The 18815-nt window shown below is 29.2% G+C and carries 16 protein-coding genes; 14 read left to right on the forward strand and 2 right to left on the reverse strand.

Features of this window, described 5'->3' with window-relative positions; all coding sequences use genetic code 11:
• Positions 1–3: 3 nt before the first annotated feature.
• The 9 genes from ACQZHJ_RS02860 (at position 4) to ACQZHJ_RS02900 (ending at position 8245) form a co-directional block, all read left to right on the forward strand.
• Positions 4–927 (forward strand): NAD(P)/FAD-dependent oxidoreductase, encoded by a 924-nt coding sequence (locus ACQZHJ_RS02860; RefSeq protein ID WP_430484032.1) that lies wholly within the window; start codon positions 4–6, stop codon positions 925–927.
• Positions 928–1054: 127 nt separating this feature from the next.
• Positions 1055–1450: a gamma-glutamylcyclotransferase family protein gene (locus tag ACQZHJ_RS02865; protein WP_430484033.1), complete on the forward strand. Its 396-nt coding sequence runs from the start codon at positions 1055–1057 to the stop codon at positions 1448–1450.
• Positions 1451–1562: 112 nt separating this feature from the next.
• Complete coding sequence (locus ACQZHJ_RS02870) at positions 1563–2135, forward strand: beta-class carbonic anhydrase (protein ID WP_430484034.1); 573 nt, start codon at positions 1563–1565, stop codon at positions 2133–2135.
• A gap of 126 nt (positions 2136–2261) precedes the next feature.
• Positions 2262–2903 carry a putative ABC transporter permease gene (locus tag ACQZHJ_RS02875; RefSeq protein WP_430484035.1) on the forward strand — a complete coding sequence of 214 codons (642 nt, stop codon included), beginning with the start codon at positions 2262–2264 and terminating at the stop codon, positions 2901–2903.
• Between the two features lie 641 nt (positions 2904–3544).
• Entirely contained in the window at positions 3545–5416 is a 1872-nt protein-coding gene (gene htpG, locus ACQZHJ_RS02880; protein ID WP_430484036.1) for a molecular chaperone HtpG, read from the forward strand.
• 292 nt (positions 5417–5708) lie between these two features.
• The gene (locus ACQZHJ_RS02885; RefSeq protein ID WP_430484037.1) at positions 5709–7229 is read left to right on the forward strand and encodes a sodium-dependent transporter; all 1521 of its coding nucleotides are present in this window, start codon (positions 5709–5711) and stop codon (positions 7227–7229) included.
• An 85-nt stretch (positions 7230–7314) separates the two neighbouring features.
• Complete coding sequence (locus ACQZHJ_RS02890; protein ID WP_430484038.1) at positions 7315–7428, forward strand: MetS family NSS transporter small subunit; 114 nt, start codon at positions 7315–7317, stop codon at positions 7426–7428.
• A gap of 145 nt (positions 7429–7573) precedes the next feature.
• Positions 7574–7891 (forward strand): hypothetical protein, encoded by a 318-nt coding sequence (locus ACQZHJ_RS02895; protein ID WP_430484039.1) that lies wholly within the window; start codon positions 7574–7576, stop codon positions 7889–7891.
• Positions 7892–7927: 36 nt separating this feature from the next.
• A complete protein-coding gene (locus ACQZHJ_RS02900) occupies positions 7928–8245 on the forward strand; it encodes a hypothetical protein (protein ID WP_430484040.1) in 318 nt (105 codons plus the stop codon).
• A 77-nt stretch (positions 8246–8322) separates the two neighbouring features.
• Here the strand turns inward: ACQZHJ_RS02900 and ACQZHJ_RS02905 are convergent, their stop codons facing one another.
• Positions 8323–10155 carry an SdrD B-like domain-containing protein gene (locus tag ACQZHJ_RS02905; RefSeq protein WP_430484041.1) on the reverse strand — a complete coding sequence of 611 codons (1833 nt, stop codon included), beginning with the start codon at positions 10153–10155 and terminating at the stop codon, positions 8323–8325.
• Between the two features lie 274 nt (positions 10156–10429).
• Here ACQZHJ_RS02905 and ACQZHJ_RS02910 point away from each other — a divergent pair, with 274 nt between their 5' ends.
• From ACQZHJ_RS02910 to ACQZHJ_RS02925, 4 genes are all read left to right on the forward strand, one after another.
• A complete protein-coding gene (locus ACQZHJ_RS02910) occupies positions 10430–11422 on the forward strand; it encodes a LacI family DNA-binding transcriptional regulator (RefSeq protein WP_430484042.1) in 993 nt (330 codons plus the stop codon).
• Positions 11423–11697: 275 nt separating this feature from the next.
• Positions 11698–13359, forward strand: a complete 1662-nt coding sequence (locus ACQZHJ_RS02915) for a glycoside hydrolase family 13 protein (RefSeq protein ID WP_430484043.1) — start codon at positions 11698–11700, stop codon at positions 13357–13359.
• Positions 13360–13470: 111 nt separating this feature from the next.
• Positions 13471–15120, forward strand: a complete 1650-nt coding sequence (locus tag ACQZHJ_RS02920; protein ID WP_430484044.1) for a PTS transporter subunit IIBC — start codon at positions 13471–13473, stop codon at positions 15118–15120.
• Between the two features lie 11 nt (positions 15121–15131).
• A complete protein-coding gene (locus tag ACQZHJ_RS02925) occupies positions 15132–15923 on the forward strand; it encodes an endonuclease/exonuclease/phosphatase family protein (protein WP_430484045.1) in 792 nt (263 codons plus the stop codon).
• A 187-nt stretch (positions 15924–16110) separates the two neighbouring features.
• Here ACQZHJ_RS02925 and ACQZHJ_RS02930 read toward each other — a convergent pair whose 3' ends face one another.
• Positions 16111–16671, reverse strand: coding sequence for a TetR/AcrR family transcriptional regulator C-terminal domain-containing protein (locus ACQZHJ_RS02930; protein WP_430484046.1), 561 nt, complete (start codon positions 16669–16671; stop codon positions 16111–16113).
• Positions 16672–16816: 145 nt separating this feature from the next.
• Here ACQZHJ_RS02930 and ACQZHJ_RS02935 point away from each other — a divergent pair, with 145 nt between their 5' ends.
• Positions 16817–18520, forward strand: coding sequence for an oleate hydratase (locus ACQZHJ_RS02935; RefSeq protein ID WP_430484047.1), 1704 nt, complete (start codon positions 16817–16819; stop codon positions 18518–18520).
• Positions 18521–18815: the final 295 nt, after the last annotated feature.

The following is an 18815-nucleotide window of genomic DNA, read 5'->3' on the forward strand; positions in this document are numbered from 1 at the left end:
ATTATGAGAGAATATGATTTAGTTGTAATTGGGGGAGGAGCTTCAGGTCTTCTTTCAGCTATTGAAGGTAAAAAAAGAGGTATAGAAAATATTCTTGTAATAGAGAAGGATCCAATACTAGGTGGTGCTTTAAATTTAGCTGATTATAATATAAGTAAAGATGGAAATTTAATTGGTAAACAGTATAAAGAAGAGTTAATTAAAGAATTTAGTGAATTAAACATAGAAAGTCAATTAGATACTATGGTTTTAAACATAAATGGAGAGAATTCAACAGTTATTTGTACAAGTAGTAATAATGGAGTTGAAGAGATAAAGGGTAAAAACATAATTATCGCTAATGGTGGAAAAGAAAGAGGAAGAAGTGCTTTAAATATTCCAGGATCTCGTACTGCAGGGGTTTTAACTATTGGTATGGCTAAAAAGATTTTCGGAATGGATAAAATGATTCCAGGAAAAGAAATTTTCATTGTTGGTGATGATACACTTTATATGATAGAAAAAGATCTGAAGAAACATAATATAGATGTTGTTGGAATAATAACAGATAAGTCAAAAAACGATGTTTTTGATTTAAGTAAAAATCTATATAGTGGATATGAAGTAGTTTCAATTAAAGGAAATGGAAGAGTTGAAAGTATAATTATTAAAAATGGTGATGATGAAAAAGTTATAGAATGTGATACAGTCATATTCTCATATCCAATGCTTTCAGATGGATTAGTAGCTTTAAGAAGTGGAATAAAATTAAACCCTAAAACAACTGGTCCAGATGTTAATGAAAACTTAAAGACTTCATGTGATACGGTTTATGCCTGTGGTAATGCAATTCATATTCATAAATATATAGAAGATATTAAGGAAGAATGCAAAAATTTAATAAATGATATAGTTTCTTTAAAGGATAAAAAAGTAACGAAGAAATAAAAGGTATTACTCCACTAAAATATTTTAGTGGAGTTAATTTGTGGAATTGTGTTACAATAAATTAACAAAATAGAATGCTATTGGATAATATATTGTAATAATAAGGATAAAAAAAGGTGGAGATTATATGGTTTATTTTGCTTATGGAAGTAATTTAAGTTTGAAACAAATGAAAATAAGATGTCCAGAAGCTATTCCTATGGTTAGAGTTAGGTTAAAGAACTATAAGTTAGTTTATAATAAATATGCTGATATAATACCTTGTGATGGATCAGAAGTTTATGGAGCTATTTATGAGCTTTCTTTAAAAGATTTAGAGAATTTAGATGAGTATGAGGGATATCCTAATTTATATAAAAAAATAGATTTAAAGGTAGAGGATAATAAGGGGATATGCTATGAGGCCTTTGCTTATGTTATGGTTGAAAAAGGTGATGAAAAACCAGATGAAAATTACGTTGAAATAATTAAAATAGGGTATGAAAATTGGGGAATACCTATTACTGAGTTTATAAAAATGTAACAAAATTCATGTTATTTAAGTTTTTCTTGTGTTATAGTATTATAAAATATTAGTCTTGAAAAAATAGAATTATATTGTAAATAATAATGGACTAAATTTAGAGGTGTAAAGTATGGAGAAAAACTTAAGTAGATTAGATGAGATTTTATTTTTTAATGAAAAATTTGTTCATGAGAAATTATATGAAGAATATGCGGCCACAAAAAGGCCAGAAAAGAAATTGGTAATATTATCATGTATGGATACTAGACTTACGGAATTATTACCAAAGGCAATGAATATAAAGAATGGTGATGCAAAGATAATAAAGAATGCAGGTGCAACAATTATGCACCCATTTGGAAGTATTGTTAGAAGTATATTAGTAGCTATTTATGAGTTTAACGCTGAAGATGTTTTAATAGTTGGGCATCATGGATGTGGAATGAGTAATTTAAATTCTAGTGATATGATTGGAAAGATAAAAGAAAGAGGAATATCAGAAGATACTATTTCAACAATAAAACATTGTGGAATAGATGTTGATAAATGGCTTCATGGATTTGGATCTGTAGAAGATTCTGTTAAAGAGAGTGTTCAAGCTTTAAAAGAGCATCCATTGATTCCAGAAGGAGTAAATATTCATGGGCTTATAATAGATCCTTATACAGGTAAACTAGAAGTAGTAGTTAATGGATATAAATAATTATTAATAATAAGGAGATGTGTTGTAAATTTTTATTATGAATTTAAGTTTATAACTCATCTTTATTTTTAATTTAGATAAATAATTTAAATATTTATAATTAATTATAGATTGGAGTTGTATAAAATGTTTGATATTAGTAATCCAGTAAACATATACAAGATAATTTGGATTTTTACAATTGGATCCATATTAGGTTATTGTGTTGAAATGATTTGGTGCTACATAAGAAATGGGCATTTTGAAAGTAGAAAAGGATTAATTTACGGTCCTATTAGTCCAGTATATGGTATTGGAGGGATAGCCCTTACTTTATTGCTGTATAGATTTATTGATTATAATGGAATAATAATATTTTTCATAAGTGCAGTAATAGGTGGTATTTTTGAATATCTATGTTCATGGGTACAAGAAAAAGTTTTTGGAAGTGTTTCATGGGAATATGGTAGCAAAGCTCTTAGTATACATGGAAGAACTAGTATTGAGTACTGTGTATTTTGGGGGATACTTGGAGTATTCTTTTTAAAAGATATTTATCCTTTATTTGATGAATTTATGGGATACTTTTCAAATGAAACAATACAAGTATTATCAGTCTTGTTTTTAGTGTTTTTAATACCTGATATAATCATCTCTTCATTAGCTGTAAAAAGAGAGCATTTAAGAATAAGAGGTGTACAAGCTAAGAGTTCCTTAGATAGATTTTTAGATAAAAAATATCCAGATGAATTTCTTAAAAAAATATATCCTAATATGGTGTTTAAGTAATTAGGAATTTTATAATTAGGCTCTGTTTTAAGTGTGTTTTGAGTTTAGGTGATTTTTTCATGTTATAACTAAAATCAAAACAATTTTAAAATAGAGCCTATAATTAAATTATAAGTATAATTTATGGGGAAAATTTTATATACAAATTATTTTTAGTCAACTGGTGTAAATATATAATTAGTTGGCACTGTTCTATGAAATTTTTATTTGTTTGCCCCCTTTGTATTCTATAATAAATTATTAGGAGTTATTATTATATAATTAAAGAGTAGTGTTATGAAAATTTATCAAATAAAAGGTGTTAAAAATGATAAATATTTAAAAAGTTGGAATTATAATTAATAAAAGATAAAAAACTCGCGTTTTTATGAATGAAAATAATTTTTGAGATTATAAATTGAATTTATATTATAAAAATAGTTTATTATTAAGAGTTTATAAAGGGAGGAGCTTTAGAATAATATAGAAATAAAATCAGAAAATATGATACTTTAATTAAGTGAGTAGGAGATTTATGAGTATTAAAAATATAACGTATTGACATTAATTTGTAAAAGTGGTATATATAAATTATGCGATTAGCACTCGTTGGCTAAGAGTGCTAACAAGAAATGTTTTTGTTTTGAAGGGAGTAATTTAAAATGCAAAAAAGAGAATTTAAAGCAGAATCAAAAAGATTATTAGACATTGTAATTAATTCAATCTATACAAATAGAGAGATTTTTTTAAGAGAATTAATTTCAAATGCCAGTGATGCAACAGATAAGATTTATTACAAAACTTTAGGGGATAGTTCTTTAACTTTCAATAAAGATGATTATTATATAAAACTAATACCGAATAAAGAAGAAAGAACTTTAACAATATCAGATAAGGGTATTGGTATGACTGAAGAGGAATTAGATGAAAACTTAGGGGTAATAGCTAAGAGTGGTTCTTTAAAGTTTAAACAAGAAAATGAATTAAAAGATGGATTTGATATTATAGGACAATTTGGGGTTGGATTTTATTCTGGATTCCTAGTTGCAGACAAAATAACTGTAATAACAAAAGCTTTTGGATCAGATAAGGCTTATAAATGGGAGTCAAATGGAGTTGATGGATACACAATTTCAGATGCTGAAAAAGAAAGTTTTGGTACTGATATAATACTACACTTAAAAGAAAATAATGAAGATGAAAATTATGATGAATTTTTACAAGAATATAAATTAAGAAGCTTAATCAAGAAGTATTCAGATTTTATAAGATATCCAATCAAGCTTGATATTACAAAATCAAGAATAAAAGATGGAACAGAAAATGAACATGAGGAATATGTTGAAGAGGATACAATAAATAGCATGGTTCCTTTATGGAGAAGAAACAAAAATGAGCTTACTGATGATGACTACAATAATTTCTACAGTGAAAAAAGATTTGGGTTTGACAAGCCTTTAAGACACATGCATATAAGTGTTGATGGGATGATAAGTTATAATTCAATTTTATATATTCCAGAAAATATTCCTTACGATTATTACACAAAAGAGTATGAAAAAGGCTTAGAGCTATATTCTAATGGAGTATTAATCATGGATAAATGTTCTGAACTTTTACCTGATTACTTTGGATTTGTAAAAGGTATAGTAGATTCTCAAGATTTATCATTAAATATTTCAAGAGAAATGCTACAACATGATAGACAATTAAGCCGTATTGCTAAAAACATAAAAACTAAGATAAAAAATGAATTAGAGTCAATGCTTAAAAATGATAGAGAAAGCTATGAAAAATTCTATAAATCATTTGGAAGACAATTAAAGTACGGAGTATATGATGATTTTGGAATGAATAAAGATGACTTAAAAGATTTATTAATGTTCTATTCTTCAAAAGAAAAGAAAATGGTAACTTTAGATGAGTATGTAAGCAGAATGGCAGAAGATCAAAAGTATATTTACTATGCAGTTGGTGAGTCTAATGAAAGAATAGAAAAAATGCCACAAACAGAAATGGTATTAGATAAAGGATATGAGATTCTTTATTTCACAGAAGATGTAGATGAGTTTGCAATAAAAATGCTAATGAACTATAAAGAAAAAGAATTTAAATCAGTATCAAGTGGTGATTTAGGAATAGAGTCAGAAGAAGAAAATAAAAAGGAAAATGAAGAAAACAAAGGAATATTCCAAGGAATGAAGGAAGCTTTAGGAGAAAAAATAAAAGAGGTTAAAGCTTCAAGTAGATTAAAAAATTATCCAGTATGCTTATCAGCTGAGGGAGAAGTTTCAATAGAAATGGAAAAAATCTTAAGTGCTATGCCAAATAATCAAGAAGTAAAGGCACAAAAGATTTTAGAAGTGAATACAAACCATGAGGTATTTAATTCATTAAAAGATGCTTTTGAAAATGACAAAGATAAGTTCAATTTATATACAACTTTACTTTATAATCAAGCATTACTTGTTGAAGGGTTAAGTATAGAAGATCCAGTTGAATTTACAAATGATATATGTAAGTTAATGAAATAGTATAGGCAAGTCCATATTTATAAAAATATGGGCTTGTTTTGTTTTTTGTATTAGGTAATTGCTTTTATTATATAATGTACTTATTTTTAACATGAAACTTTAAAATAAAGTTTTGAAAATTTTAATGGGTTTTATATTAAAATAATAACGAAATGGTTATTTTATAAATATAATAATAATAAAACAAAAATAAAAATAATATTTTTATAAAAAATACTTGAAATTATTAATAGATTGTAATATTATTATAAAAACGAAATGGGAAATAAAGAGAGAAAAGGGGGCAATGAAAATGGATGAAAAAAGAGAACAGTGGGGGTCGAAAGTTGGATTTATTTTAGCAGCTATAGGATCAGCTGTTGGATTAGGAAACATTTGGAGATTTCCATATGTAGCATATACCAATGGAGGAGGGGCATTCCTCATACCATACTTTTTTGCAATATTTACAGCAGGTATTCCGTTACTTATTTTAGAATATTCTCTTGGACATAAGTATAGAGGTTCAACTCCACTTGCAGTAGCAAGAGCTTCTAAGAAATGGGAGTGGATAGGTTGGTGGCCAACAATAACTTCAGCAATTATAGTAGCATATTATTCAATGATTCTAAGTTGGGCAGTAAACTATTTTACATTAAGTTTTACTAAAGGTTGGGGAAGTGATTCAAATGCATTTTTCCACAATGATTTTTTACATTTAAGTGCATCACCTTTTGAATTTGGGGGAATTGTTTGGTATGTACTTGGTGGAATAGCACTTATTTGGGTTATAAATTGGATTATCTGTTATAAAGGTATTAAAAAAGGTATTGAAAAAGCTAATAAGGTGCTTTTGCCAACATTAGTTTTAATTATGATAATAATAGCAGTAAAATCAGTTACTTTAGATGGTGCTGTTGAAGGATTAAATACTTTATTTACTCCAGATTGGTCAATGGTTATGAAACCATCTGTTTGGATAGCAGCTTATGGACAAGTGTTTTATTCTCTTAGCTTAGCTATAGGAATAATGATGACTTATTCAAGTTATCTACCTAGAAAAACAGATATAAATAATAGTGCATTTGTTACAGCTTTTGCAAACTGTAGCTTTGAATTCTTATCAGCTATAGCAGTTTTTGCAATACTAGGTTTTATGGCAACGGCACAAGGAGTACCAGTTTCTGAAGTTGTATCAAGTGGAGTTGGACTAGCTTTCGTAGCTTTCCCACAAATATTCAGTGAAATGGGAACGGTAGGTTCATTACTTGGACCATTATTCTTCTTATGTTTAATTTTTGCAGGAATAACATCTTCAGTTTCCCTAACAGAAGCCGTTTCAGCACCATTTAGAGAAAAGTTTGGATGGAGTAGAAAAAAAGTTGTAACTGGAATGTGTTTAATAGGATTTTTAATAAGTTCAGCTTTTGCAACAGGGGCAGGACTTTATATGTTAGATATAGTTGATGCTTTCATAAATAACTATGGCATAGTAGTTGTTGGATTATTAGAAGTTATTTTAATTGGATGGATTGTTACACCAGAGAAGGTAAGAGAGCATTCAAATAAAATATCTCATTTCAAAGTAGGAAAATGGTGGGATATTGCAGTTAAGTTTGTAACACCAGCTTTATTAATATATATGATTATTCAAAATATAATTACAGAGATAAAAACTCCATATGGTGGATATGAGCTTTCAGCATTATTTGCTTATGGATGGAGCATAATAGCCTTCGGAATAATTTGTGCTTTAGTAATTTCAAGAAAACCTTGGAAGGACAAAAAGATTGAAGATTATGTTGATGAGGATGAGAGCTTAGTAGAAAATTAATTAAGTAGTTAATATAGAACTAAAGTGTAATATAAAATGTATATTAAAGAAAATAAGAATATAAATCAAAAAGGAGGAGAAAATTATGACTCCAACATCAATAGTATTTTTTTTAATAGGAGCAACTGTATTATGGGGTGGCCTTGCAGTAACCCTTGGTATGCTTTTAAAAAATGAAAGAAATTCAGTACAAAATTAATTAGGTAGCATTTAATTTTATCATAAAATGATGGCTCACGAATCTAAATTTTAGGTTTGTGAGCTATTTTTATACTAATAATTACAAATAATTTAATTTATGTTAAAATACAGTTGTAAATAATTTGTTAATAGAAGGTGAGATAATGGGTCATAATTTATCATTTATAGTTGGGATTGTTTCGATTTTACTTGGAATATGGATTCTTGGATCCATTTTGCTAGGTAAAAAGGATATATTAAAAGAATTTGATAACTTTGATAAACATTTATATTATGTTAAAGATATGGTTTCTTATGAAAGCCTATTAACTAAAAAAAGTATTGTTAATGGTATTGTTTTTTTAGTATTAGGAATTTTTATTACAATAACAAAAAATAATGTTAGTTTATTAGTATTTTTAATTATCTTTAATATCATTTGTGATAGAAAAGCAAAAAAGTATTTAGAAGAAAGAATATAGTAGCTAAAATTATTAGAGAAATAAAGGGATGATAAGATGAGTACACTAAGGTTAATAGCAGGTTTATTTGGAATTTTATCTGGTATTTTCTTAATTTTTGATGGATATAAAAAGAAAAATGATATGCCGGAAAAAGTTTTTGGATTAAAAGAAGGTGATTTTTCAGTAAGAGATAAAGAGAATTTTAATAAAATAATGACAAAGAAATACATTGGAATAGGGACATTTTTATTAGTATCTGGATTTATAGTAATGATAAATAGTGAAAGTACATGGCTTTATATGTTTCCTATGGTTATGAATATATTAGCTGATAATAATGCTAGAAAATATTTAGTTATATATAACTCTTAATTAATTTAAAAAAAGCCCACTGGCAAGATGGGCTTAATATAAACATAAATTAAATATGAGAGAGGAGAAGAATAATTTTACCAAACGGATTCGATAGGATGGGCATTAGCTTTCTGGCAGTCAGCGAAATCTTTATCATAGTTACAAGGGTCGTAAATATCAGTTCTAGGGTCTTTGCAACAACAATTAAATATAGTGCAAGAAAAAATTTCTTTGTCAGCGGCGAGTTTTTTAGCAGCTCCATCAAGAAGTTGTGCTATTGAATTTTCTTTAGCAGAGTAAGAATCTAATATACTTCCAAACCAGTAAATTTTTTCGTCAAGAGTTCCAAAGCTTCTAATCATATCAACTGCACCACCAGGTGAGCAGAAGAAATCTGCCATACAGTCTAAGATTCCAGATTCGGCTTCAACTATAGCTTGTATTGAAATTTCATCGGGCTGAGGATCGACTACTTTAACTTCGGCTATTGTAGAGGTTAAATCATAATCTATTGGAATGCCACCATCTACTGGGTTGTACTGAAAGGTTACGTTTGAGGTGTTTTGGATTGGATTTGGATCAGGAGGTGCATCAACTGTAACTTGGAATGATATTGTGACTGTGGCTCCAGCTGCCAAGTCTGGAAGTGGGAATCCTACTTCAGGATCTAGACCAAGTTGTTGAACGCCATTTATTTCAACAGTATCAGGAATAAAGTTTATATTTGCAGGAAGAATATCCTGGAAGATAAGGTTGGTGAATGGATTATCACATGGATTAGTTAATGTGGTCGTATAAGTGATAGTACTTCCTTGGGTAACAAGGCAGTTGCTAGACTCTTTAATGAGTTCAAAATCAGGTAGTGAAACTTCCCTTAATTGTATATCATCAATTGCGAAGTCATTTCCGGTGGCTGCAGGTCCTTCACTTCTAAATCTAACTGTTAACTGATTATTTGCTCCAGAGTTTATTACAGAGCCGAGTTCTTTCCATTCTGGAGCTAATAGTGAAGCGGGAATAGAATTTCCTAAAGATTGAAGGTAGATTACATTATTGAATTCATCTAATATTTCAATCCCTAACAAAGGAGGTGCAAATCCATTTTGTCTTATTAAGTTTGTTATCCATGCAGAAAATAGATAGTTAGTATTAGGTGTTACATTTACTGTGTCTTCAAAGAAAGTAGCACCAGGGTTTGAGCCACCAATTGCTTGGAATCTACCAGTTTCATCACCGATTGTATGGTCTGCTAATCTCCACCAAACATTAGCATTGTTGATGGTCATATTTGTCATTATATTTTGGATTGTAAAGCTACCATCAAAAGGTCTAGTTGCTGGTGGATTAGGGATTGTATAAACAAATCCAGGGGAAACAGCTGGATAGGGATTTAAGCCAGGACCAGTTTCAACTGGAGTTCCAGCGGTAAAGGTTCCAAAAGTTCCATTAGCTGCTTCTGTTATAATATTTGAACCTGTAATAGAAAGACAAGAATCGAGTAAAGTATCAATAGGTGTGTTTATGATAGGGCCATCAAAGAAATTTATATTTGTTACATCAGAATTATTAACTGTTATAAATTGAGTGTTAGGATTTAATGAGTCAAGATCAGTTGAACCAGCTGGAGCGCCAGTTACAAAGCTTATAGGTGGATCTCCACCTGTAGGTTGTGGTCCAACAGAGGATGCAGGATAGTTACCAGGTGTTGGTATGCCACCTGTAGTTCCATAGCTTTCAACTATTATATAATTACCATTTGGTACATTCAAGAAAAGATAGTCTCCATTGGAATCTGTTAGAATTGTGAGTCTCTCATTAGTAGATAGGTTTTGAAGCACTACTGGTACATTGGGAATACCAGTATCACCAGGCGTAATAGTACCGGTCCTATCTACATCGAAAATAACTCGACCAGATACTCTTGCCATAAAATCAAATCCTTTTTGATAAATTTGAGCTTTAATATTGCTCTTAATATAATGTATTCACATAATAAGAAAAATGTGAATGTAAACTTCAAAAAGTAGTATTAAAGATTGGTGGGTAGCATTTACATAATAATTTACATAATTTAAAAGTTTAAAATAGAGTCAAATTAAAAAACACAAAGTGTTTAGTTAAGAGTATTTTACTTAAGCTTTGTAGAACAAAAAAAGTTTTTATGGTATATTCTAGGTAAACAAGTAGAGAAGGAGTGATTTCATGAAAGTTACTATTAAAGATGTGGCAAGAGAAGCCAATGTAGCCCCTTCTACTGTTTCAAGGGTTTTATCTAATAGTCCTAAAATAAGTGAGGAAACTAAGATAAAGGTCAACAAAGCCATAGAAAAACTAAATTATAAACCTAATGCAATAGCAAGAAGTCTTGTTAGTAATAAGACAAAAATATTAGGCGTTGTATTACCTAATGAAGCAGATGATTTATTTAAAAATCCTTTTTTCGTTGAGGCAATGAGAGGAATGAGCATATCTGCTGAAGAAAGTGGATATCACATTATGTATGCATTTAGCAAAAATGATGAGGATGAGTTGAAAATAATAAAGGAGTTTGCAACTAATAATCTTTTAGAAGGGCTATGCTTACTTTCAGTTAGAGAGGAAGATAAGGCTATAAAGTATTTAAAAGATATTAATTTCCCTTTCGTTGTTATTGGGAGACCTGATGAAGAGGGGGTCTTATGGGTTGATAATGATAACTTTGAAGCTATGTTTAAAATTGTAAGAGATTTTATAAAAAATGGTGAGAATGATATAGCTTTCATTGGAGGAAAGAAAAAGTGGAATGTTTCCAAGGATAGATTAAATGGGTTTAAAGAAGCATTTAAGGTTAATGGTTTAAATTATGATCAAGATATGGTTATTGAAGGGGAAGATTTCACAGAGGAATGTGGATATGAAGCTATGAGGGATATTACTAAAATTAGAGTTCCTAAAATAGTTATTACAACAGATGATTTTCTTGCTTTTGGAGCAAATAGATTTTTAAATGAGCAAGGATTAGAAGGTGTAAAGGTAATAGGATTTAATAATACACCTATGACAAAATATCAAAATCCACCAATATCATCAATTGATATAAATGCTAGAGAACTTGGGTATGAGGCAACGAAACTACTTATAGAGTATTTAGGTAATAAAGTTTTAACTAGAGAAAACTATTGTATAGTCGATACTGAGTTTATTGATAGAGGATAGGATGTCCTCATGAAAAATGGGCAAACGTTTGCACAAAATAAAGAGAATTTAAGAGGAATAAAAAGAATTAATGAGAAAAACTCATGAAAATCTAGTTAAACAGGTTTTGTAAAGGGTTTAACAATCTGATATTATAATTATAAATTAGAATTAATTATAAAAAATTATGTTTTTTAGGTAAAACTAAAAAACAAATTTTTTACAAGTTTGGGCAAACGTTTGCACAAATTTCAATACATTCAGTAATACATAAGGGAAAAACAAAAGGAGTTAATATGAAAAAGAAATGGTGGAAAGAACTTGTTGCATATCAGATTTATCCTAAAAGTTTTATGGATTCAAATGGTGATGGAATAGGTGATATTCAAGGAATTATTTCAAAATTAGATTATTTAAAAGACTTAGGTATAGATTTAATCTGGTTATGTCCAATGTATAAATCTCCAAATCATGATAATGGTTATGACATAAGTGATTATGAAGATATTTTAGAAGAATTTGGTACTATGGATGACTTTAATCAGTTACTTAATGAGGTTCATAATAGAGGGATGAAGCTTATTATAGACTTAGTAATAAATCACACAAGTGATGAACATCCGTGGTTTATAGAATCAAAATCTTCTAAGGATAATCCAAAGAGAGATTGGTATATTTGGAAAGACGGAAAAGAAGGGAAAGAGCCTAACAATTGGGAGAGCATTTTTAAAGGTTCAGCTTGGGAATTTTGTGAGGATAGAGAACAATATTATCTTCATTTATTTGCTAAAGAACAACCAGATTTAAACTGGGAGAATGAAGAAGTAAGAAATGAATTATATAAAATGATAAATTGGTGGCTTGATAAAGGTATTGATGGATTTAGAGTTGATGCTATAAGTCACATAAAAAAAGATGAAGAATTTGAAGATGGTCACAATCCAGATGGTTTAGAACATGTTCTAGCTTTAGAAAAGTATATGAATGTTGAGGGAATAACAAATCATCTTAAAGAACTTAAAGATGAGACTTTTTCAAAGTACGATATAGTAACTGTTGGAGAAGCAAATGGCGTAAGCTCTGATGATGCAGATTATTGGGTTTCAGAAGATGAGGGTGCTTTCAATATGATATTCCAATTTGAACATTTACAGCTTTGGAATCATGAGGATGAAGGAGATTTCAATGTAAAAGCATATAAGGATGTTTTAACTAACTGGCAAAAGTCTTTAGAAGGAAAAGGCTGGAATGCACTATTTGTTGAAAATCACGATATTCCAAGAGTTGTTTCAACTTGGGGAAATGATGAGGAATTTTTAACAGAAGCATCAAAGTCTTTTGGAACAGTTTACTTCCTGCAAAAGGGAACACCATTTATATATCAAGGTCAAGAACTTGGTATGACAAATGTTAAGTATAAGAGTATAAAAGAGTATGATGATGTAAGTACAATAAATACTTATAATCAAAAGATTCAAAATGGGGTTTCAGAAGAAAAGGCATTAAGTGATGCATGGGCGACTTCAAGAGATAATTCAAGAACACCAATGCAGTGGGATTCAAGTAAAAATGCAGGTTTCACAGAAGGAACGCCTTGGCTTCAAGTAAATGAAAATTATAAGACTATAAATGTAGAAAATCAAGAAAAGGATGAAAATTCAGTTCTTAATTTCTACAAAAAGCTTATAAAACTTAAAAAGTCTAATGGGGCTTTAATCTATGGTGTATATGATTTAATTCTTGAAGATGATTCTAGAATATACGCATATACAAGAACTTTAGGAAATGAAAAGTTTTTAATAATAGGTAACTTAACAGGTGAGAAGGCAAACTATGTTTATGAGGATGAGAAACTTAAATATGAAAACTTACTTCTTAACAACTACGAAGTTGAAGAACATGATGAGTTAGTAGAATTTATTTTAAAACCTTATGAGTGTAGAGTATATAAAATTTAGCAATGAAATTAAAGTGGAATTTAGAGGGAGTGAGTTACCTCTAAATTCAACTAAATTTATATAAAATTTTAGAACTAAGAGCTATTGTATTAATAATGGAGGTATTTGAGAATGAGAAAATTTAAACTAGGATCCTTTGATTTCTGGCAAAAGTTTGGTAAAGCATTACTTGTTGTTGTAGCTGTAATGCCAGCCGCTGGGCTTATGATTTCAATAGGAAAGGTAATGGGAATTTATATTGATGTTGATTTCATCAGGACTATAGCGAGAGTTATGGAGGATATAGGTTGGGCAATAATTGGTAACCTAAACTTACTATTTGCTGTGGCAATAGGGGGTTCATGGGCTAAAGAACGTGCAGGAGGAGCTTTTGCAGGAACCATAGCATTCGTTCTTATTAATAGAATTACAGGGGTAATTTTCAGTGTTGGAAATGATATGTTGGCTAAGACATCAGATGCTACAGTTCAGTCATTTACAGGACAAACCCTTTTAGTAAAAGATTATTTCGTATCAGTACTTGGTGCACCAGCACTTAATATGGGAGTATTTGTAGGTATTATAGCAGGTTTCTTAGGAGCTGCTCTTTATAATAAGTATTATAATTACAATAAGTTACCTAATGCATTAGCATTCTTTAATGGTAAACGTTTTGTTCCTTTCATGGTTATAATAGGTTCAACAATTACAGCAATCATACTAGCTTTTGTATGGCCTTTCGTACAATATGGATTAAATACTTTTGGACAATGGATAGCAACATCTAAGGATACTGCTCCAATCGTAGCTCCATTTTTATATGGTACATTAGAACGTTTATTATTACCATTTGGATTACATCATATGCTTACAGTTCCAATAAACTATACAGAGCTTGGTGGAGTATATCATATATTAACTGGTCCAACAGCTGGACAAGTAGTTGCAGGACAAGATCCACTATGGCTTGCTTGGATAACAGATTTAAATAACTTTAAACAAGCAGGGGACATTACTTCTTATAACCAATTAATAGGTTCTGTAGTACCAGCTCGTTTCAAAGCAGGACAAGTTATTTTATCTAGTGCATCATTAATAGGTGTTGCATTAGCAATGTATAAAAATGTTGATCCAGATAAGAAAAAGAAATATAAATCAGTATTTTTCTCAGCTGCCATTGCAGTATTTTTAACTGGTGTAACTGAACCAATAGAGTTTATGTTCATGTTCATATCACCAATACTTTACGTAGTATATGCAGTAATAGCAGGTTTAGGATTTGCTATAGCTGATATAATAAATTTAAGAGTACATGCTTTTGGATTTATAGAACTTATAACTCGTTCACCACTTATGATAAATGCAGGTTTAACTAAAGATTTAATAAACTTTGTGATTGTAGCAGTTATATTCTTCTTCCTTAATTACTTTGTATTTAGTTTCTTAATTAAGAAATTTAAAATAGCTACTCCAGGACGTATGGGTAACTATATTGATAGTGAAGATGAAAACACAGGCTCAACAAATAGCAAAGCTTCAATGGATGAATTAGCAGTTAAAGCTATAGAGCTGTTAGGTGGAAGAGAAAATATAGTAGATGTTGATGCTTGTATGACAAGACTTCGTGTTACTGTTAAGGATATAGAAAAAGTTGGGGATGAAAAATCTTGGAAAGATAATAAAGCACTTGGTCTTATTGTTAAAGATAAAGGTGTACAAGCTATATATGGTCCTAAGGCTGATGTATTAAAATCAGATATTCAAGATATCTTAGGTATTTAGGAGTTTATAAAATGAAATTACTTACTTTAAACTGCCATTCTTGGCAAGAGAAAGAACAAATAGAAAAGATAAAATATCTAGCAAAGACAGTAGTTGAAGAGGATTATGACGTTATTGCACTTCAAGAAGCTAGCCAAAGCATAGAGGCAGAAGTTAAATATGACAATATAAAAGAAGATAACTATGGATTATTATTAATAGAAGAAATAGAAAAGCTAGGTGGAGCTAAATACCACTTAGCTTGGGATTTCTCTCATATAGGATATGATATATATGAAGAGGGATCTTGTATAATAACAAAGCATAAAATAGTAGATTCTAAAAGTTTTTATATATCTCAAAATGAGTCAAAAACTTTTTGGAAATCTAGAAAAATTATAAAAGCAACTGTTGAAATTGAAGAGGAAAATATAGACTTCTATTCTTGTCACATGGGATGGTGGAAAGATGAAGAAGAAAGTTTTGTGGTACAGGTTAAGAATTTACTTTCTCAGGCAACAGAAAGTAAAAATAGAGCATTCTTTATGGGGGATTTCAACAATAATGCTTTTCTTAAAAATGAAGGATATGATTTTCTTAAAAGTAATGGATTAATTGATACCTTTAACTTAGCTAAGGTTAAAGACTCTGGAGTAACAGTAAAAGAAAATATTGCTGGATGGGATGATAATACAGAGGAATTAAGAATAGATATAATATTTACTAATAAAGAGACGGATGTGGAAGAAAGTAAAGTTATATTTAATGGAGAAAATAAGAAAATTATTTCAGATCATTTTGGTGTGTATATTTTATTAAAATAAATAGATTTTAACTTTGATTTCAATTGCTAGAATCAATGTTTAAATAAAAATTATATATCCTACCTTTTATTTTAGAAAAAGACTATGATAAAAGTCAGAAAATAAAAATCCGCAACTATTTTTATTTCAGACTCTATCATAGTCTTTTTAAGTTTTAGCTCTCTTTTTATTTAGTATTGATTTGTCTTTATATATTAGTAACTCTAGAGATACTTCCTTTTAGTATTTTGGAGATGCTCTTAGTTATTTCTTCAGTGGATTCTTGCATTCCATTTTCAATCCATTGAATTAGTATGCCAGTGAAGCTTATGCTATAGAAGTTACAAAGAAACTTTTCATCTTTTTCAGAAAGATTGAAGTCTTTATTATTTTCATTTAGTACTTTTAATATTATAGTATTTGAAAAATTACATATAAATATTTCTAAAAGTTTTCTGTTAGATAGTCGTATTATTGAATTACTTATTTCTTTATTGTCATGAAAGTAGTTTAGTAATTTATATAGACAGACTTGCCAATGTTCAAAGTCTAGTGAATCCTTTAATATATCTTCAAGCTCAGATATACAAATCCATTCTAATAAATCATAGATATCCTTAAAGTGTCTATAAAATGTTCTTCTATTTAATCTACATTCTTCTGAAATTTCTTTAACTGAAATTTTGTCTATAGGCTTTTCTTTAATTTTATTTTTAAGGGCATTAGCAAATAATTGTTTTGTAGCTTTTGAAATTGCTTCGCTTTTCATAACTCACCTCTTAAGAATACTATACACAAATTTTATCAAGTGTGACATTATGTCTCAAAACTAAATACTTGATTATTTAAATCATATTATTCTAGGAATATAATGTCAATATAGAATGAGAGTACTTAGAAAGGAAGTTGATTTTATGGAAAATTATCAAAGAATAAAAACTAATATTCCAGAAGGAATAGAAGATCGTAAGGCTTACTTAGTAGGTGGAGGAATAGCTTCTTTGGCAGCAGCTTTCTATTTAATTCGTGATGGTCATATGCCAGGAAAAAATATAACTATATTTGAAAAGTTAGATATTGAAGGTGGATCAATGGATGCTGCTGGAGATCCTGAGCATGGATATGTTTGCCGTGGAGGAAGAGAATTAGAATCACATTACGAATGTACATGGGATCTTTTTGGAGAAATTCCTTCATTAGAAAAGAAAGGTTATTCTGTATTGGATGAGTTCAAAGAACTTAATGATGAAGATCCAAATAGTTCAAATTGTAGGTTAATCAAAAACTGTGGTGAGAAAATTAATCTAGATGATTTAGGACTTAATCATCATGATATTAAAAAAATAATAAAATTATTTATGGCTAAAGAAGAGGCTTTAGATAATGTTACAATAGAGCAATTTTTTGACCCAAGTTTCTTTGAAACAAACTTTTGGCGTTTATGGTATTCAATGTTTGCATTTAATCCATGGCATAGTGTATTAGAAATGAAGAGATATATGGAACGTTTTATACATGCATTTCCTGGATTTGCAAAAATGGATTGCTTAGTATTTACAAAATATAATCAATATGAATCATTTATATTACCACTTACAACTTATTTAAAAGATAATGGGGTAAATTTTGAGTATAATACAGATGTAAAAGACTTAGATATTGAAGTAGTAGATAATCAAAAAACAGTTACAGGAATTCATTTGGTTAAAAATGGAGAAACAAAAGTTCATATAAATATACTTCCAAAAGATTTAGTTATGGTTACTAATGGATCAATGACTGAATCTACAGGATATGGAGATTTTGATAAGGTTCCTGAATTAATAAGAGAACCAGGTTCAGTTTGGACATTGTGGGAAAATATAGCTGAAAATTCATCTGACTTTGGACATCCTGAAAAGTTCTGTGGAGATATAGATAAATCAAAATGGGAATCATTTACTATAACTTGTAAAAAGTCTAAACTTACAGATAAAATACATGAATTAAGTGGAAGAGATCCATTTGCAAGACATAAAACAGTTACTGGTGGAGTAATTACAATGACTGATTCTAATTGGTTAATGAGTGTAACTTGTAATAGACAACCTCAATTTAAAGACCAACCAGAAGATGTAGTTATTTTATGGGCATATGGTTTAATGCTTGAAAAAGAAGGTAACTTTATTAAGAAAAAAATGCAAGATTGTACAGGAAAAGAACTTCTTGAAGAACTTCTTTATCATTTAGGTCTTGAAAAAGATAGTGAAGAAATAATGAAAACTGTTAAGGTAATTCCAACAATGATGCCTTATATAACAGCTCAATTTATGCCAAGAGCTAAAGGTGATCGTCCACAAGTTGTTCCAGATGGATCTGTAAACTTAGCATTTTTAGGACAATTTGCAGAAATACCAGGAGATGTTATATTTACAGTTGAATATTCAATACGTTCAGCTATGATGGCTACTTATAAATTACTTAATATAAATAAAGAACCACCTATAGTATTCCCTTCACAATATGATATTCGTTATGTAGCTCAATCAATGAAGACTTTAAATAACGGAAAACCAATAGCTGGAGAAGGGTTATTAGAAAAAATGCTTAAAGGAACAAATTACGAAGGTATTTTTTAAATTAGAATAAGTAAAAATATAAATTAAGGTATATCATAATTAGAAGTAGTATGATTCAATATTTTATTGGATTATACTACTTTTATTTTTTATTATTAGTTAATAAGTTGAATTTAATTTAAAATAGCTACATGAATTAATATGCAACTAAGAAGTTTATATGGAATATAAGTTAGATTGAATCTATAAGTTATAATATTTATAGTTAAAGGGGCAAAAAGTTATAAGAATTTAGATGTGGTATCATAAATCTTGTATTAGAATAATACATATAAAGTTAAATTGTAAAAATGAG

It is taken from the genome of Clostridium sp. B9 (assembly GCF_050509515.1).
Lineage (GTDB): Bacteria > Bacillota > Clostridia > Clostridiales > Clostridiaceae > Sarcina.

Coding starts and splice junctions, on each gene's coding strand:
- ACQZHJ_RS02860 (WP_430484032.1), top strand. CDS start 4: ATGAGAGAATATGATTTAGTTGTAATTGGGGGAGGAGCTTCAGGTCTT.
- ACQZHJ_RS02865 (WP_430484033.1), top strand. CDS start 1,055: ATGGTTTATTTTGCTTATGGAAGTAATTTAAGTTTGAAACAAATGAAA.
- ACQZHJ_RS02870 (WP_430484034.1), top strand. CDS start 1,563: ATGGAGAAAAACTTAAGTAGATTAGATGAGATTTTATTTTTTAATGAA.
- ACQZHJ_RS02875 (WP_430484035.1), top strand. CDS start 2,262: ATGTTTGATATTAGTAATCCAGTAAACATATACAAGATAATTTGGATT.
- htpG (WP_430484036.1), top strand. CDS start 3,545: ATGCAAAAAAGAGAATTTAAAGCAGAATCAAAAAGATTATTAGACATT.
- ACQZHJ_RS02885 (WP_430484037.1), top strand. CDS start 5,709: ATGGATGAAAAAAGAGAACAGTGGGGGTCGAAAGTTGGATTTATTTTA.
- ACQZHJ_RS02890 (WP_430484038.1), top strand. CDS start 7,315: ATGACTCCAACATCAATAGTATTTTTTTTAATAGGAGCAACTGTATTA.
- ACQZHJ_RS02895 (WP_430484039.1), top strand. CDS start 7,574: ATGGGTCATAATTTATCATTTATAGTTGGGATTGTTTCGATTTTACTT.
- ACQZHJ_RS02900 (WP_430484040.1), top strand. CDS start 7,928: ATGAGTACACTAAGGTTAATAGCAGGTTTATTTGGAATTTTATCTGGT.
- ACQZHJ_RS02905 (WP_430484041.1), bottom strand. CDS start 10,155: ATGGCAAGAGTATCTGGTCGAGTTATTTTCGATGTAGATAGGACCGGT.
- ACQZHJ_RS02910 (WP_430484042.1), top strand. CDS start 10,430: ATGAAAGTTACTATTAAAGATGTGGCAAGAGAAGCCAATGTAGCCCCT.
- ACQZHJ_RS02915 (WP_430484043.1), top strand. CDS start 11,698: ATGAAAAAGAAATGGTGGAAAGAACTTGTTGCATATCAGATTTATCCT.
- ACQZHJ_RS02920 (WP_430484044.1), top strand. CDS start 13,471: ATGAGAAAATTTAAACTAGGATCCTTTGATTTCTGGCAAAAGTTTGGT.
- ACQZHJ_RS02925 (WP_430484045.1), top strand. CDS start 15,132: ATGAAATTACTTACTTTAAACTGCCATTCTTGGCAAGAGAAAGAACAA.
- ACQZHJ_RS02930 (WP_430484046.1), bottom strand. CDS start 16,671: ATGAAAAGCGAAGCAATTTCAAAAGCTACAAAACAATTATTTGCTAAT.
- ACQZHJ_RS02935 (WP_430484047.1), top strand. CDS start 16,817: ATGGAAAATTATCAAAGAATAAAAACTAATATTCCAGAAGGAATAGAA.